The 16,070-nt window shown below is 69.9% G+C and carries 12 protein-coding genes; 6 read left to right on the forward strand and 6 right to left on the reverse strand.

The window, feature by feature from the left end:
- Nucleotides 1-272: 272 nt before the first annotated feature.
- The 4 genes from murD to ACVCL3_RS06820 form a co-directional block, all read right to left on the reverse strand.
- Entirely contained in the window at nt 273-1,628 is a 1,356-nt protein-coding gene (gene murD, locus ACVCL3_RS06805) for a UDP-N-acetylmuramoyl-L-alanine--D-glutamate ligase (RefSeq protein ID WP_447100791.1), read from the reverse strand.
- Nucleotides 1,628-2,956, reverse strand: coding sequence for a UDP-N-acetyl-alpha-D-muramoyl-L-alanyl-L-glutamate epimerase (gene murL, locus ACVCL3_RS06810; RefSeq protein WP_447101574.1), 1,329 nt, complete (start codon nt 2,954-2,956; stop codon nt 1,628-1,630). The genes murD and murL overlap by 1 nt, the downstream gene beginning before the upstream one ends.
- A 122-nt stretch (nt 2,957-3,078) precedes the next feature.
- Nucleotides 3,079-5,643: a bifunctional aspartate kinase/diaminopimelate decarboxylase gene (locus ACVCL3_RS06815; RefSeq protein ID WP_447107256.1), complete on the reverse strand. Its 2,565-nt coding sequence runs from the start codon at nt 5,641-5,643 to the stop codon at nt 3,079-3,081.
- A gap of 333 nt (nt 5,644-5,976) precedes the next feature.
- Entirely contained in the window at nt 5,977-7,494 is a 1,518-nt protein-coding gene (locus ACVCL3_RS06820) for a fumarate hydratase (protein ID WP_447100793.1), read from the reverse strand.
- Between ACVCL3_RS06820 and ACVCL3_RS06825 the strand changes: the two genes are divergently transcribed.
- The 6 genes from ACVCL3_RS06825 to ACVCL3_RS06850 all read left to right on the forward strand — a co-directional run bounded on the left by ACVCL3_RS06825 (nt 7,493) and on the right by ACVCL3_RS06850 (nt 15,012).
- Nucleotides 7,493-7,723 (forward strand): hypothetical protein, encoded by a 231-nt coding sequence (locus ACVCL3_RS06825; protein WP_447097044.1) that lies wholly within the window; start codon nt 7,493-7,495, stop codon nt 7,721-7,723. The genes ACVCL3_RS06820 and ACVCL3_RS06825 overlap by 2 nt on opposite strands.
- An 89-nt stretch (nt 7,724-7,812) precedes the next feature.
- The gene (locus tag ACVCL3_RS06830; RefSeq protein WP_447097045.1) at nt 7,813-9,717 is read left to right on the forward strand and encodes a S53 family peptidase; all 1,905 of its coding nucleotides are present in this window, start codon (nt 7,813-7,815) and stop codon (nt 9,715-9,717) included.
- A 101-nt stretch (nt 9,718-9,818) separates the two neighbouring features.
- Nucleotides 9,819-10,706 carry a PhzF family phenazine biosynthesis protein gene (locus tag ACVCL3_RS06835; protein ID WP_447100794.1) on the forward strand — a complete coding sequence of 296 codons (888 nt, stop codon included), beginning with the start codon at nt 9,819-9,821 and terminating at the stop codon, nt 10,704-10,706.
- Between the two features lie 69 nt (nt 10,707-10,775).
- Complete coding sequence (locus tag ACVCL3_RS06840; protein WP_447100795.1) at nt 10,776-12,104, forward strand: APC family permease; 1,329 nt, start codon at nt 10,776-10,778, stop codon at nt 12,102-12,104.
- 113 nt (nt 12,105-12,217) lie between these two features.
- On the forward strand, nt 12,218-12,748 hold the full coding sequence (locus tag ACVCL3_RS06845; RefSeq protein ID WP_447097048.1) for a (2Fe-2S)-binding protein: 531 nt from the start codon (nt 12,218-12,220) through the stop codon (nt 12,746-12,748).
- Complete coding sequence (locus ACVCL3_RS06850) at nt 12,745-15,012, forward strand: molybdopterin cofactor-binding domain-containing protein (RefSeq protein WP_447100796.1); 2,268 nt, start codon at nt 12,745-12,747, stop codon at nt 15,010-15,012. The genes ACVCL3_RS06845 and ACVCL3_RS06850 overlap by 4 nt, the downstream gene beginning before the upstream one ends.
- A gap of 6 nt (nt 15,013-15,018) precedes the next feature.
- On the opposite strand, the gene ACVCL3_RS06855 is transcribed toward ACVCL3_RS06850, so the two are convergent.
- On the reverse strand, nt 15,019-15,462 hold the full coding sequence (locus tag ACVCL3_RS06855) for a secondary thiamine-phosphate synthase enzyme YjbQ (RefSeq protein ID WP_447097050.1): 444 nt from the start codon (nt 15,460-15,462) through the stop codon (nt 15,019-15,021).
- A complete protein-coding gene (gene pdxH / locus ACVCL3_RS06860; RefSeq protein ID WP_395116899.1) occupies nt 15,459-16,046 on the reverse strand; it encodes a pyridoxamine 5'-phosphate oxidase in 588 nt (195 codons plus the stop codon). The genes ACVCL3_RS06855 and pdxH overlap by 4 nt, the downstream gene beginning before the upstream one ends.
- Between the last annotated feature and the right edge of the window lie 24 nt (nt 16,047-16,070).

The raw sequence follows: 16,070 nt of genomic DNA on the forward strand, positions 1-16,070 counted from the left end.
CCCTCGGCAGTATTTCAGAACGCCCCGACACCGACTCGGCGAATCGCCGCTCGCCGATCGGCGCGGGCCAGTCAGGCCGAAATGCCAGCCCTTGTACACATCCGCCGCGCCACGGACGGCCATCGTGAATTCCCTGCTCCCGCCCCTCTGCATCGGTTTCCCCCGCGCAGGTCATCCATGAGACATGCGCAGCGGGTCGAATGGCAGACACCTGCAGACGCGACAAGTCGGCCGGTGCCCTTCACGACATGCCACGCGGTTGGTGGGCCGGCTCAGTCGATGCCCAGGCCTTCGATGCCAGTGATGGCCACATCGAACCCGGCGAGCGCGGCGAAGCGACGGCCGCGTTCGGCGTAGTCCTTGAACTGGTCGAAGCTCGGCGCGCCCGGAGAGAGCAGGATCACGCCACCACGCGGGGTGTGCGTCTTCGCCTCGGCGACGGCGCCGGCGAGGTCGTCGACAGGCAGGATCGGACAACGTACTTCCGCCTCGCGCAGCGCCGCCTCGATGCGCGCGCCGTTGGCGCCCATGCAGACGATCGCGTGCGCGGGCGCACTGCGCATCGCCTCGACGAACGGCGTCCAGTCCAGGCCGCGGTCGTGGCCGCCGACCAGCACGGTCACTGTGCGGCCATGCAGGCTTTCCAGCGCAGCCAGCGTGGCCAGCGGCGTGGTGCTGATCGAGTCGTTGACCCAGTGCCAGCCATCGTGTTCGCCCAGCGGCTGCAGCCGGTGCGGCAGCGGGCGGAAGGTGGCCAGTGCCGGCGCGGCGGCGAGCGCGTCCATGCCGATCGTTTCCAGCGCGGCCAGCGCGGCGCAGGCGTTGAGCGCGTTGTGCAGGCCGGGCGCCGCCAGCGCGACGCTGTCGAATACCGGCTGCGCACCGCGGCAGACCATGCCATCGCGCACGTGCCAGCCTTCCGGCGTGCCGAACACCAGGCGATGCGGATGCGCGGCGGTGTACTGCAGCAGATTCGGCTGCAGGCCGTTGACCAGCAGCGTGCGCGACACGTCGGCCAGCTTCAGTTTGTCGGCCACGTAGCGCTCGCGCGAGCCGTGCCAGTCCAGGTGTTCCTCGTACAGGCTGGTGACCACGCCCAGTTCCAGCGGACCGGCTTCACCGGTCTGGAAGCTGGACAGTTCGATCACCCACAGGTCCGCGTGCTGGTCGAGCAGCTCCGGCAACGGCAGGCCGATGTTGCCGGCCAGTGCGGTGCGCACGCCGAGTGCGCGCGCCAGGTGCGCGAGCAGCGCGCTGGTGGTGCTCTTGCCCTTGGTGCCGGTGACCGCGATCACGCGCGCATCCGGATGCTCGCCAAACCAAAGCGCGGTACCGGAAGTGAACCGCGTGCCCTGCGCCTGCGCGGCCAGCAACGCCGGCTTGTAGGCGGAGATGCCGGGCGACTTCACCACCACGTCGAAGCGGGCCAGCGCCACCGCATCCGGCTCGCCGACGATGATGTCCAGCGCCGCGTCGAACGCACGCGCGGCCTCGACTTCGGCGGCGCTGCAGAACAAGGTCAGCGCCTGTTCCGGCAGGCGCGTGCGCAAGGCCTTGATCACCGCATGGCCCTCCCGGCCGAAACCCCAGATCGCCACGCGGCGATCGCGAAGCTCGTCGAAGCGCATCAACCGATCGCCGCCAGCGCCGCCTGCAGGCGTGCCGGCACGCGGTGTTCGGGCGACGGCTGCAGCCACGGCTCCAGCGCCAGCTGCGTTGCGTCGAGCTGCGGCAGGATTTCGCTGCGGAAGCGTTCGACCAGCGCATCTTCCTGCCACTCCGGCCGCTGGCTCAGCGCATGCATCGCCGCGCGCGCCTCGGCGCCCTCGCCCACGCACTCGAACGGCTTGTGGTCCTGGTATTCCAGCAGCGCGTCGAAGCCGGCGGCCTGGTTTTCGTCATCCAGCAGGTTGCGGCCGAAGATCGCCAGCAGCCGCGGCTTGGGCAGGAACGGCGCCAGCGCGAGGAACACGAAGTGGCATTTCGGGCACTGCCCGCACCAGCGGTCGACCGGCTTCGGGCCGAGCAGCTTGAAGTTGCGGTTGCAGCTGGAGAACACGTCGAAGTACGGCGTCAGCTTCGCGAACGCATGGGTGATCGCCAGCTCAGAGTACGGCCGCAGCAGCGAGCAGTAGTCGAGGTCGCTGGCCACGTGCGTGTGCAGCCAGTCGCCCAGCAGCGTCTCGAACGCGAGGCTCTTGCTCCACTGGTGGTTCACCTGCTGGCCGTCGTATTCCAAGGTGGCAGCCGAGGCGGAACGCTCGTTGGCGAACGCGATCGAATCGTAGCCGTACAGGACCGCGGCGACGGCGAGGATCGCCGAATTCACCGCGGTCACCGGAATGTGCCCGTTCCACGCGCCGAGCCGGTTCAGCTCGAACAGGCCCGGCGCCAGCTCGCGCTCGATGTTCAGCGTGGGCAGGCCGGTCCGCTCGGCGCACCCGGCGATCAGCGCGGAGCTGCCGACCCATGCCGCAGTCGCCTCGCCGCCGATGGACTTGATCGCCTCCACCGCCACCAGCGAATCCTTGCCGCCGCCGATGGGCACCAGGGTGCGTTTGGGCAACTCCAGCGCGCCGACCGTGGGCGTGCTGCCGCCACGCGGGAAGTTGATCCGCCCGCGCAGGTCCAGCCCGTTGCGATAGGCGAACTCGGCCAGCCCGTGCAGGTACAGCTGTTCCAGCAGTTCGGCGGTGGCATCGTCGAGCGGACCATCGGCCAGCTCGATCTTCGGCGGCACGCCGGCCTTGTAGTAGCTGACGCCGGCGACCAGGTGCAGCAGTTTCAGCGCCGCATCGAACGCCGCGCGCCGCTCGGCGGGAACCGCCGGCGCCTGCGGAAAGCGGATCGTCTCGACCAGTTCCTCGCCGTCGTCGAACGCATACGCCAGCTCGGCCACGCCGTCGGTGTAGCTCGCACGCACGAAGCGGAAGACCCGGGTGAGGCGCGGTTGCATCGTGTTGCTCACATCTTTCTCCATCGCCCGCATCGTCGGGAGCGAACAGGCTGATTCTAGCTTCAGGCGGTGCCCGTTCGATGGCTTTCGCCGGCCAAAGAGCGGGACAGGCGCGCTCCGGATCAGTCGTCGATCACCACCTCGTCGGCCTCGTCGCGCAGGTTGTAATGCGAGGACATCACCTTGCCGTAGGCACCGGCCTGCGCGATCAGGATCACGTCGCCCTCGGCCGCCTCCTGCAGTCGGCGGTCGGTGCCCAGCACGTCGCCCGACTCGCAGATCGGGCCGACCACCTGGTACAGCGCGGTGGCCGGCTCGCCAAGCCGGCTGAGGTTGACGATCTTGTGCCAGGCGTCGTACAGCGCGGGGCGGATCAGGCTGTTCATGCCGGTGTCCACGCCGAGGTAGCGGAAGCCGCCCTTGTCCTTCAGCTGGGTCACCCGCGTCAGCAGCACGCCGGCGTCGGCGACCAGGTAACGGCCCGGCTCCATCCACAGCTGGTATTGCGGATAGACCGCCTTGACCTCGCGCAGCGCACGGTCGAGCGCGGCGATGTCCAGCGGCGCCTCGCCCGGGTGCGCCGGCACGCCGAGGCCACCGCCGATGTTGAGGAACACCACGCTGGCGATGCGCTCGGCCAGGCTGGCCAACTGCGCATACACCTCGCCCCAATGCGCGGCGTCGAGCACGCCCGAGCCAAGATGCGCGTGCAGGCCGCGCACGGCCACGCCATGCGCATCGGCCAGCTGCAGAAATGTCGGCAACTGGTCCAGCGGCAGGCCGAACTTGCTGGCGCTGCCACCGGTACGCACTTTTTCGTGGTGGCCCAGGCCGCGGCCAAGGTCGACCCGCAACACGATCTCGCGACCGCGGAACAGCTCGCCCCAGTGCTGCAGCGGATGCAACGCGTCCAGCGTGACGCTGGCGCGGGTGCCCAGCGCATGGACGTAATCCTCGCGCGGCGCGAAGTTCGGCGTGAACAGCAGCGGCACCGATTCCGCCACCACCGCGGCGACCGCTTTCAATTCACCCGGCGACACGCACTCGAACGCGAAGCCCTCCGCCGCCAGCGCGCGCAGGATCGCCGGATGCGTGTTCGCCTTCACCGCGTAGTGCAGCCGATCCACCGCCGCCAGCGACTTCAGCTCGCGCGCCTGCTGGCGCACCGTGGGCAGGTGGTAGACGTAGCGCGGCGTGGCTTCGGCGGCCAGTTCCAGCAGGCGCGGACGCTGCGCCTGGCGCCACCATGCCGGCACGGCGGGAACGATTTCGCCGCCGCCATACAGCATCTGCCAGCTGGGGCCGAACAGCGCGCTGTCGTCCGTGCGCAGGGCGCCGGCGCCAATCAGCAAGTCGTGCAGATGCGGCAGCAGCGCATCGACCACTTCCTCGTCCACCACGAACGTCAGGTTCAGGTTGTTCGACGACTGCGAAATCATGTGCACGCGCAGCTGGCCGAACTCGGCCAGCACGCCGGACAAGGTGTGCAGCAGCGAGCGCATGCCGCGGCCGACCAGGGTGATCGCCGCGCACGGCGCGATCACCTTGACCCGGCACACCTTGGCCAGGTCGCTGGCCAGCGCGGCGATCGCGTCGGAGTCGAGCAGGTTCTCGGTGGGATCGAGCGACACGGTGACGTTGGTCTCGGCCGAACCGATCAGGTCCACCGACAGGCCGTGCTGCTTGAAATGCGCGAACACGTCGGCGAGGAAGCCGACCTGTTGCCACATGCCGACCGACTCCATCGAGACCAGGGTGATGCCCTTGCGCGCGCTGATCGCCTTGACGCTGGGTGCATGCGCGCGCACCTCCGGGCCGATCACGGTGCCGTCGAGTTCGGGCCGGTTGGTGTCCTTGATCAGCAGCGGCACACGCGGCTCGCGCAGCGGCGACAGGCAGCGCGGATGCAGCACCTTGGCGCCGGTGGAGGCGATTTCCTGCGCCTCCTCGTAATCCAGTCGCTGCAGCAGGCGCGCGCCCGGCACCTGGCGCGGGTTGGCGGTGAACATGCCGGCCACGTCGGTCCAGATCTCCACCCGCGCCGCCTTCAGCAGCGCGCCGAAGTACGCCGCCGAGGTATCCGAACCGCCCCGCCCGAGCAGCACGGTGCGGCCATGCGTTTCGCGCGCGATGAAGCCCTGGGTGATGAACACCTCGCCGAGCGCGGCCAGGCGCGCGTTCAAGGTCGGGTCGGGCTTTGCCTCGACCATGGCCGACAGCAGCCGGGTGCGCTCGTTCTGGTTCGGCAACGCCACCGCCGCCAGGCAGTCGCGCGCGTCCAGCCACTGCGTGGGCAGGCCGCTATGGCTGAGGAACGCCGCGCCGAGCGCGCTGGACATCAGCTCGCCGTGCGCCTGCACCTGCGCCTGCCAGGCCAGCTCGCCGCGCGCCGCGGGGCCGTCCTCGGCCAGCCGCGCCAGCTCGCCCAGCCGCTCGCCGAGCGTGTCCGGCAAGGCCAGCTGCATGTGCTCCAGCAGGTCGTAGTGGCGTTGCGCGATCGCGCCGGCCGCCGCCTTGCGCTTGTCCTGCCCGCCCTCGCCGCACAGTTGTTTCAGCGCGTCGGTGATGCCGGTCAGCGCGGAAACGACGACCAGCACGCGCGCGCCTTCGGCGCGGCGGCTGGCGACCAGCTCACGGATGTTCTGCCAGCGCGGAAGCGTGGCGACGCTGGTGCCGCCGAACTTCATCACGATCCAGGGGGCGTCGGCGGGCAGCGGCGCGGAGGTTGGCGAGGTCACGGGAGTTCGCTGTCAGGGGATGGTTATTCAGTCAGTGTTGCGCTGCGGCATTGGAATTGCAAATGGTTTTTCGAGGACGACTCGTTTGGACGTCTAGACTGCTGTTTGCCGTATGCGGGCAGTACCCTCCGGCCCTTCCTTGCCTCGTGCGGGGCGGCGGGCAGTGCCCGCCCTGCGGGGTGTTCGGGTTTTCGATGGAGAGCTGAGGTGATCCTGAAACTCCCTCTCCTCAATCCTCCCCCGGAGGGGGAGGAGGCAAACGCGTGCGCTCGCGCACTGCTTTTACTGCATGAAGACGGGGATCTTGCCGATCCTCGCCTGCCACTCGCGCGGACCGGTCTGGTGCACCGAGCTGCCGCCCGAGTCGACCGCCACGGTGACCGGCATGTCCTCGACGGTGAATTCGTAGATCGCCTCCATGCCCAGGTCGGCGAAACCGACGACGCGCGAGGCCTTGATCGCCTTGGAGACCAGGTACGCGGCGCCACCCACCGCCATCAGGTACACCGAGCGGTGCTTCCTGATCGCCTCGATCGCGGCGGGGCCGCGCTCGGCCTTGCCGACCATGCCGAGCAGGCCGGTCTGCGCCAGCACCTGCTCGGTGAACTTGTCCATGCGGGTGGCGGTGGTGGGGCCGGCCGGGCCGACCACTTCCTCGCGCACCGGATCGACCGGGCCGACGTAGTAGATGAAGCGGCCGCTGAAATCCACCGGCAGCGGCTCGCCCCGGTTGAGCATCTCGACCATGCGCTTGTGCGCGGCGTCGCGGCCGGTTAGCAGCTTGCCGTTGAGCAGCAGCGTCTCGCCCGGCTTCCAGCTTGCCACTTCCTCGCGCGTCACCGTGTCGAGGTTCACCCGGCGGCCCTTGGAGGCGTCGTAGGTGAGCTTGGGCCAGTCTTCCAGCGACGGCGGGTCGAGCATCACCGGGCCGGAGCCGTCCAGCACGAAGTGCGCGTGGCGGGTGGCGGCGCAGTTGGGGATCAGCGCCACCGGCAGGTTCGCCGCGTGGGTCGGGAAATCCTTCACCTTGACGTCGAGCACGGTGGTGAGGCCGCCCAGGCCCTGCGCGCCGATGCCCAGCGCGTTGACCTTCTCGAACAGCTCGATGCGCAGCTCCTCGGCGCGATTGGCGGGGCCGCGCGCGATCAGCTCCTGGATGTCGATCGACTCCATCAGCGCCTCCTTCGCCATCAGCATCGCCTTCTCGGCGGTGCCGCCGATGCCGATGCCGAGCATGCCCGGCGGACACCAGCCGGCGCCCATCGTGGGCACGGTCTTCAGCACCCAGTCGACGATCGAGTCGGACGGATTGAGCATGGCGAACTTCGACTTCGCCTCGGAGCCGCCGCCCTTGGCCGCCACGATCACCTCGACGGTGTCGCCGGGCACGATCGACATGTTGACCACCGACGGCGTGTTGTCCTTCGTGTTGATGCGCTTGCCGGCCGGGTCGGCCAGCACGCTGGCGCGCAGCTTGTTGTCCGGGTCCAGGTACGCGCGGCGCACGCCCTCGTTGGCCATGTCCTCCAGCGACATGGTGGCGTCGTCCCAGCGCACGTTCATGCCCACCTTGAGGAACACGGTGACGATGCCGGTGTCCTGGCACAGCGGCCGGTGGCCTTCGGCGGCCATGCGCGAGTTGATCAGGATCTGCGCCATGGCGTCCTTCGCGGCGGGCGACTCCTCGCGCTCGTACGCGGCGGCCAGGCTCTTGATGTAGTCGACCGGGTGGTAGTAGCTGATGTACTGCAGCGCGTCGGCGACGGACTGGATCAGGTCTTCTTGCTTGATGGAGGCCATGGATTCGCTGTGGGCAGACCGGGAAAACCGCCATTGTGCCGCACCGGCCACCGGCGGCAAAACCCGACCGGGTGCAGTGCGGGCCGGCCTGCCGACGAAGGCACCCGGGCGTCTTTATCTCGGCAGGCACTTGGTACTAATCTCGCGCGAGCGGCGCAACGCCGGTCGTCAGGGGGAACTGACGACGTCGCTGGGGAAGTTGCAATTCGCACGTGAAACGCAGGGCTGAGCTTCAAAGCGCCGCCACCTTCCGTTCGTTGCCTGCCGAAAGTGCATCCGCTTTCCAGCCAGCCCTGTCCACTCCAGGGAGAAGCACTCATGCACTTCAAATTGCGCAGGAAAGTTCTCGCCATCAGCCTCGCGACCATGCTGGCCGGTGTGGCCACCTCGGTCTCCGCCGCGGGTTTGCAGGCCGTCACCGACCAGGGCCTGGCACCCACCGACCAGAGCGTCACCGTCAGCCTCGTGCTGCGATTGCGCCACGAGGCCGAGCTTGAAAACTACGTTCGTCAGACGGCCACGCCCGGCAGCGCGAACTTCCAGAAGTTCCTCACCACGGCGCAGTTCGCCGAGCGCTACGGCGCCACCGATGCGCAAATCGCCAAAGTGCAGGGCTACCTGAGCCAGCATGGGCTGCAGGGCGAGCTGCTGGACAGCCACCTGGTAATCAGTGTGCGCGGCACGATCGGCCAGTTCAGCCAGCTGTTCGGCACGCCGGTGCACAACTACGTGTCGCGCAAGACGGGCCAGCGCTTCCATCGCCCGGCGCGTCCGCTGGTGATGCCGGTCGGCCTGGGCGACAACGTGATCCTGGCCAGCGGCCTCAGCAACGAGTGGCACTACGTGCCGCACCACACGTCGAAGCTGCCGGTGACCAACCTGCGGCTGGCCAACCCGCCGACCACGCTGTCGGCGCAGGCGCGTGCGGCAGCGACCGGCAACCCCACCGCCACCGGGGTGCCTGGCCAGTACACCGTGGGCGACGTGGCCAACCTGTACAACATCAACCCGCTGTACCGGCGCGGCATCACCGGCAAGGGTTCGACCCTGGCGATCGTCACCCTGGCCACCTTCGACCCGTCTGACGCGGAGGATTACTGGACCGCGATCGGGCTGGACACCAAGCCGAACCGCATCACCCAGGTGCATGTCGACGGCGGCGGCGGCACCAACGGCGCGGACGAGACCACGCTCGACGTGCAGCAGGCCGGCGGGCTGGCGCCGCAGGCCAACATCATCGTCTACGACGCGCCGAACGCCGGCTCCGGCTTCGTCGACGCGTTCGCCCGCGCGGTCTCCGACAACCGGGCGGACAGCATCTCGGCCAGTTGGGGTCTGGGCGAGATCTTCAACTTCGCGGCGCTGAACGTGGACGGCGCGCGCAACACCGACACCACCGACGTCGGCGACCTGCGTGCCTATCACCAGATTTTCCTGGAGGCGGCCGCGCAGGGGCAGTCGATGTTCGCCGCCAGCGGCGACTCCGGCGCCTACGACACGGTACGCGCCCTCGGCACCGGTGACGGACCGGGCGAGTTCAGCGCACCGCTCACCGTCGATGCCCCGGCGTCTGATCCGTACATCACCGCTGCCGGCGGCACCACGGTGCCGGTGAAGTTCGTCAACTCCTCCGGCCAGGTGGTGCTGTCGATCGACCAGGAGAGCGTGTGGGGCTGGGATTACCTGCTGCCGTTCGTGCCCAGTCGCGACTATGTGTTCTCGGTCGGCGGCGGCGGTGGCGTCAGCGTCTACTGGCGCCAGCCGATGTACCAGCTCTTCACCAGCGGCATGGAGCGCAGCGAGAAAAACCAGGAGCTGACCTACAACGATCCGGCCACCGGCCCGTACACCTACCTGAAGCTGCCCGGCAACTTCAAGGGTCGCAACCTGCCGGACATCTCGCTCAACGCGGATCCGGAAACCGGCTACCTGCTGGTGTTCCAGGGCGGCCTGTACAGCTCCGGCGGCACCAGCTTCGTCGCACCGCAGTTGAACGGCATCACCGCGCTGTTGCGGCAGAGCACGGGCCATCGCATCGGCCTGTGGAACCCGCACATGTACCTGCTGCAGAACCTCTTCGGCTACGGGAAGTGGTCGGCGTTCAACCGCATCAGTGCCGGCGACAACTGGTTCTACGCCGGCAATGGCCGTTACAACCCGGGCGCCGGCATCGGCACCCTGGACGTGGCCAATTTCGACACGTTCCTGCGCGTGGGCTTCTGAGCGAACGCCCCGGCCCGCGCCGAATGCGCGGGCCGGTTCGCCGGCTTGTCGGCGAACGCCATCAATGCGATCTTCCGGCGACTCCCTCCCCCGGAACCGCCATGCCAGCACGCCGTTTCCTGCAACTGGACGTTTTCGCCGACCGTCTGCTCAACGGCAACCCGCTGGCCGTCGTGGTGGACGCCGAGGGGCTGGATGGCGCAGCGATGCAACGCATCGCGCGCTGGACCAACCTCTCCGAAACCAGTTTCCTGCTGCCGCCTACCGAGCCGCAGGCGGACTACCGCGTGCGCATCTTCACGCCGCGCCAGGAGTTGCCGTTCGCCGGCCACCCCAGTGTGGGCAGCGCGTATGCAGCGATCGAGGCGGGGCTGGTCGATGCCGGCAAGCGCAGACTGACCCAGCAGTGCGAGGCCGGCCTGCTGCCGGTGCAGGTGGTCGGCGACGGCCCGGCACGGATCATCCACGTGCAGGCGCCGCCGGCCCGGTTGGGCGAGATCGATGATGCCCTGCGCGCGCAGCTCGCATCTGCATTGCGGGTGGAACTTGCGCGCGACGACGTCGTCCTGGTCGACAACGGACCGCACTGGATCCTGTGCAACCTGGGCGAGGCGGCACCGGTGCGCGCGCTGACGCCGGACATGGCGGCGCTGGCGGCACTGTGCCTCCGGCACGACGCGGTCGGCGTCAGTGTGTTCGGGCATGAACGTTCCGGTGTCGCGGCCATGGCGGTGCGCGCCTTCTGTCCCGCCGACGGCATCCCGGAGGACCCGGTCACCGGCAGCGCCAATGCGGCGATCATGGCCTGGCTCGGCGCGCGCGGCGATCGTGACGGCCATGGCCTGAACTATCGCGCCAGCCAGGGGCGCGAGGTGGGTCGCGACGGCCTGGTCGATGTGGCGCGCGACGACGCCACCGGCGCCGTCACCATCGGCGGAGCCTGCGTCATCGGCGTGCGCGGCGAACTGCTGTTTCCGGCCGCGGACTGATCACCGCCGCCTTGCCGAACGCGCGGCGCGCCGCCATGCTGTCGCGCCGCCATCCACATGACCCGACCGATGCCCTCAGCCCATCCCTCCGGCAGCTACCTGCGCAGCCTGCGCCCATGGGACGCCGCCCTGATCGTGGTCGGCGGCATCATCGGCGGCGGGATCTTCCTCAACCCCGGCATCGTGGCGCAGCGCACCGAGTCGGGGCTGGCGCTGCTGCTGATGTGGGTGGCCGCCGGCGTGCTCACCCTGATCGGCGCGCTGTGCTACGCCGAGCTCGGCGCGCGCCGGCCACACGCGGGCGGCACCTACGTCTACCTGCGCGAGGCGTTCGGGCCGCTGGCCGGCTTCCTGTTCGGCTGGACCATGCTGCTGGTGATCTACTCCGGCTCCAGCGCGGCGGTGGCGACGATCTTCGCCAGCTACGCCGCTTCGCTGTTCGGGCTGCCGCCGGCCTGGGCGCTGCCGCTGACCGTCGGCGCGCTGGTCTTCGTCGGCGGCATCAACCTGTTCGGCATCCGCCTCGGCGCGCAGATCCAGAACCTGTTCGCCCTGCTCAAGCTGCTGGCGGTGGCGGTGCTGGTGGTGTGCGGCCTGTTCCTCGCCGGCGCCGGCCACGGCCAGGTGCTGGCCGCCGATCCGGCGCGCCACGGCGTCGGCTTCATCAGCGCGGCGCTGCCGGTGCTGTTCGCGTACTCCGGCTTCACCTACCTCAACAACCTGGCCGGCGAAGTGCGCGACCCGCAGCGCACGCTGCCGCGCGCGCTGACCCTGGGCATGCTGCTGGTGATCGGCGCCTACGCGCTGGTCAACGTGGCCTACCTCGCCGTGCTCGGTCACGCCGGGCTCGCCGCCAGCAGTGCGCCGGCGGCGGACGTGATGCAGCAGGTGGCCGGCCCGGTCGGCGCGAAGGTGATCGCGCTGGGCGTGGCGATCTCCACCCTCGGCTTCTGCAATATCACCCTGGTTGCCGGTGCGCGGGTGCTGCAGGTGATGGGCGAGGACGGGCTGTTCTTCCGCGCGGTGGCGCGGCTGCATCCGCGCTGGCGCACGCCGAACACCGCGCTGCTGCTGCTGACCGGCTGGGCCATCGTGCTGGCCCTTTCGGGCGGCTACGGCCAGTTGCTGGACTACGCCACCTTCGGCGACTGGCTGGCCTGCGCGGTGGGCGTGGCCACGCTGTTCTGGTATCGCCGGCACGATCCGGCCAACCCCGGCTTCCGCGTGCCCGGCTACCCGTGGCTGCCGTGGCTGTTCATCGCGACGGTTGGGGCGGTGGTGGTGGCCACCCTGCTCGACAACCCGCGCAACGCGGGCATGGGCCTGCTGATCATGGCCGCGGGCATCCCGGTGTACGGCATCTGGCGCCGCCTGGGCAAGCAGCACCGCGGCGCGTGACGCCGGCCCGGCGCACCGCTCGCCGCCGTCGACGATGAACGGCATGTGGCTGCGGGGCTGCTGCGGCCACACGGCAATGCCACAATAGGCAGACGATCCGCGGAGAAGTCCCGATGCTCCAATCCCACATCCTGCCGGCCGAACCGGCCAGCGCCATCGTGCCGGAGAAGGCACGCGAGGGCATCGATGTGCAGATCAACGGCGAGCATTACCGGCACACCGGCGACCCGCAGATGCCGCTGCTGTGGTACCTGCGCGACGTGTTGCGGCTGACCGGCACCAAGTACGGCGGCGCGCACGGCGAGAACGGCGCCGACCTCGTGCTGGTGGCGGACGCGGCGGTTTCCGCGGTCACGGCGCCGATGCAGACGCTGGCCGGCAAGTCGATCACCACGGTGGAGGGGCTGGCCGGCGGCGACGACAGCCTGCATCCGCTGCAGCAGGCCTTCATCGACGAGGACGCGATCGGCTGCGGCTACTGCACGCCGGGCTGGCTGATCGCCGGCGTGGCGCTGCTGCGGCGCAAGCCCAAGCCGAGCGACGACGACATCGACCAGTTGCCCAATCTGTGCCGCTGCGGCTGCCAGACCCGCGTGCGCCGCGCGATCAAGCGGGCGGCGGCCGGCAAGGCGGGCCAGTCGTGAGCAGCGAGGGCGGCAACTCCACGATCCGCCTCGATCGCCGTCGATTCCTGCAGGTGCTGGCCGGCACCGCCGGTGCGCTGGTGGTCGGCATCCGCCTGGCCGACGCCGCCGACGCTCCGTTGCCGCCAGCGCTGCTCGGCAACGATTTCCACGACCTCGGCGCCTATGTGCGCATCGACGCCGACGACCTGGTGCTGATCGGTGCGCGCGACCCGGATACCGGCACCGGCGTGGCCACGGCCTTGCCGCGGATCATCGCCGACGAACTCGACGCCGACTGGGAGCGGGTCCGCGTGGTTGCGTTGGGGCTGGGCGTCAGCAACGACAACGGCCGGCCGAAGTGGACCTACGGCCACCAGGTGGGCGGTACCGGCAATTCCATCCCGGCCGCGTGGCGCGACCTGCGCCAGGTCGGCGCGCTGGCGCGCTGGCTGCTGTTGCAGGCGGCGGCGCGACGGCTCGGCGTTTCCGCCAGCCGGCTGCGCTGCGATGCGGGCACCGTGATCGCGCCCGACGGGCGCCGGGCCACCTACGGCAGTCTCGCCGCCGACGCCAGCCAGGTCGCGCTGCCCACGCAGGCGCCGCCGGTGAAAGCCGCCAGCAGCTACCAGCTGATCGGCCGGCCCGCCGGCGACGTGGACGCGCATGCCATCGTCACCGGCCAGGCGCGCTACGCGATCGACGAGCATCTCGGCGATGCACTGGTCGCCGTGCTGGTGCACTGCCCGTGGCCGGACGGCACGCTGGCGCGCATCGACACCGGCGACGCGCTGGCGCAGCCCGGCGTGGTCAAGGTGATCCAGCTCAAGCCCGAGCCGGGCCAGCCGCGCGGCATGACGGTGATTGCCCCGGCCGTCGCCGTGCTGGCCACCGACACCTGGGCTGCGCTGCGGGGCCGCGCCAAGCTCAAGCTCGAATGGAAGCCCGGCGCAGGCGGCGGGGAGAGCAGCAGCGCGCTGGAGCAACAGGCGCTGGCCACGCTCGCCGGCACCGATGCGCCGACCACGCGCGTGCGCGACGACGGCGACGTCGACGCCGCCGGCAAGAAAGCCGCGCGCCGCCTGCAGGCCACCTACGTGCAGCCCTGGCTGGCCCACGCCACCGCCGAGCCGATGAACTGCCTGGTGCGGCTGGACAAGGATCGCGCCAGCCTGGTGGTGCCGACCCAGGCGCCGCAGAAAGCCTGGGCGGTGGTGCAGCGCCTGACCGGGCTGCAGCCGGCGCAGATCGACATCCGCGTGCCGCGCGTGGGCGGCGGTTACGGTCGCCGGCTGGACCACGATTTCGTCGCCGAGGCGGTGATCCTGGCGCAGGCGGTCGGCAAGCCGATACGCCTGCTGTGGACCCGCGACGAGGATTTCAGCCACGACTTCTACCGCTCCGGCTGCGTGCACCAGCTAAACGCCGTCGTCGACCGCAAGCGCCGGCTGATCGGCTGGAACCAACGCATGGTCAGCGCCTCGGCGGCGAGCCTGCGCGGCGTGCCGGAAGATCGACTGTGGCGCTCCGAGCTGCGCGCCGACCAGTTGCCCGCCGGCCTGGTGCCGAACTACCGCAGCGACTGGTACGCGCAGGCCTCGGCGATGCCGCGCGGACCGTTCCGCGGCATGCCGCATCTCAGCAACGCGTTCGCGGTGGAAAGCTTCATCGACGAGATCGCCCACCAGCTGCGCGAAGATCCGCTGAAGACGCGGCTGCGCATCCTCGGCGAACCGCGCCAGCTGCCGTTGGGCGGCGACGCCGTGCTCGACGTCGGCCGCCTTCGCAACGTGCTGCAACTGGTCGCCGACCGCATCGTGTGGAAGAACTGGCTGCACAGCATCAACGGCCTGGGCCTCGCCTGCTGGCACGTCGACGGCGCCTACGTGGCGCACGCCATCGAGGTCGCGCTGCAAGGCCAGACGCTGGTGGTCCGCCGCGTGGCCTGCGCCGTCGACGTGGGTCGCGTGGTGAATCCGCTGGGCCTGGAAGGACAGATCGCCGGCGCCACGCTGGACGCCTTGTCGCTCGCGCTGCACCCGGCGATCACCTTCAAGGATGGCCAGGTCCAGCAGCACGGCTACAAGGATTACCCGCTGGCCACCATGACCGAACTGCCGCGCGAGGTGGAAGTGATCACCGTGCCCGGCGACCGCGACCCCAGTGGCGCGAGCTTCCTGGCGATGCCCAGCGTCGCGCCCGCGCTGGCCAACGCCGTGTTCCGCGCCAGCGCCGTGCGCGTGCGCCGGTTGCCGCTGATGAAGGAACTGATGCGGCTGCTCTGAGCGAGATCAGTCCGTCGGCATGCCCGTCACGGTCACCACCACCCGGCGCCGGTGCGCGGCGTGGCGGTGTTCCCACAGGTAGATGCCCTGCCAGGTGCCGAGCGTCGGCGCGGCGTTGCGCACCGGCACGCCGAGGCTGACCCCGGTGAGGATCGAGCGCACGTGCGCGGGCATGTCGTCGGGGCCTTCGGCGTCATGCCGGAAGAGCGGATCGCCGTCCGGCACCGCGCGGGCGAACCAGCGCTCGAGGTCGGCGCGCACGGCGGGGTCGGCATTCTCGCCGAGCAGCAGCGAGCAACTGGTGTGCGGCGTGAACACCAGCGCGGTGCCGATGCGCACTGCGCTGGCCGCGACCGCATCGGCGACTTCGGCGGTGATGTCGTGGAAGCCGCGGCCGCGGGTGTCGACCACGAACTCGCGCTGCGCCACCACCACCGCCGACGCGCTCACGGGTACAGCATCCGGGACGTCCAGGTCTGCCCGTGGCGGCTCCAGCGCACGCGCTCGTGCAGGCGGAACTCGGCGCCATACCAGAACTCGATCATGTCCGGCTCCACCAGGTAACCGCCCCAGTGCGGCGGCCGGCTGACGTTGCGCCCGGCGAACTCCTCCTCGTAGTGCTGCACGCGCCGCTCGAAGGTCTCGCGGTCGGGCAGGGTCTGCGACTGCAGCGAGGCCCAGGCGCCGATCTGGCTGCCGCGCGGGCGGCTGGCGAAGTAGGCGTCGGACTCCTCCTCCTGCAGTTTCCGCGCGACTCCCTCGACGCGCACCTGCACGCCCTGGCGCACGTGTTTCCAGTGGAAGCACAGCGCGACCTGCGCGTGCGCCTCCAATTGGCCGCCCTTGTCGCTCTGGTAGTTGCTGAAAAAGCGAAAGCCGCGCTCGTCGACGCCCTTCAGGAGCACGATGCGCGAGGCGACCCGGCCGGCGCTTTCCGCGGTGGCCAGGTTCATCGCCGTGGGTTCGGGGTCGCCGCTGGCCTTGGCCTCGTCCAGCAGCCGGATGAAAGTGTCCAGGATTTCAGGTTTGAGCATGATGTGTGAAACTTCCCTTTTGCG

The sequence above is a fragment of the Rhodanobacter sp. UC4437_H4 genome, assembly GCF_052978425.1.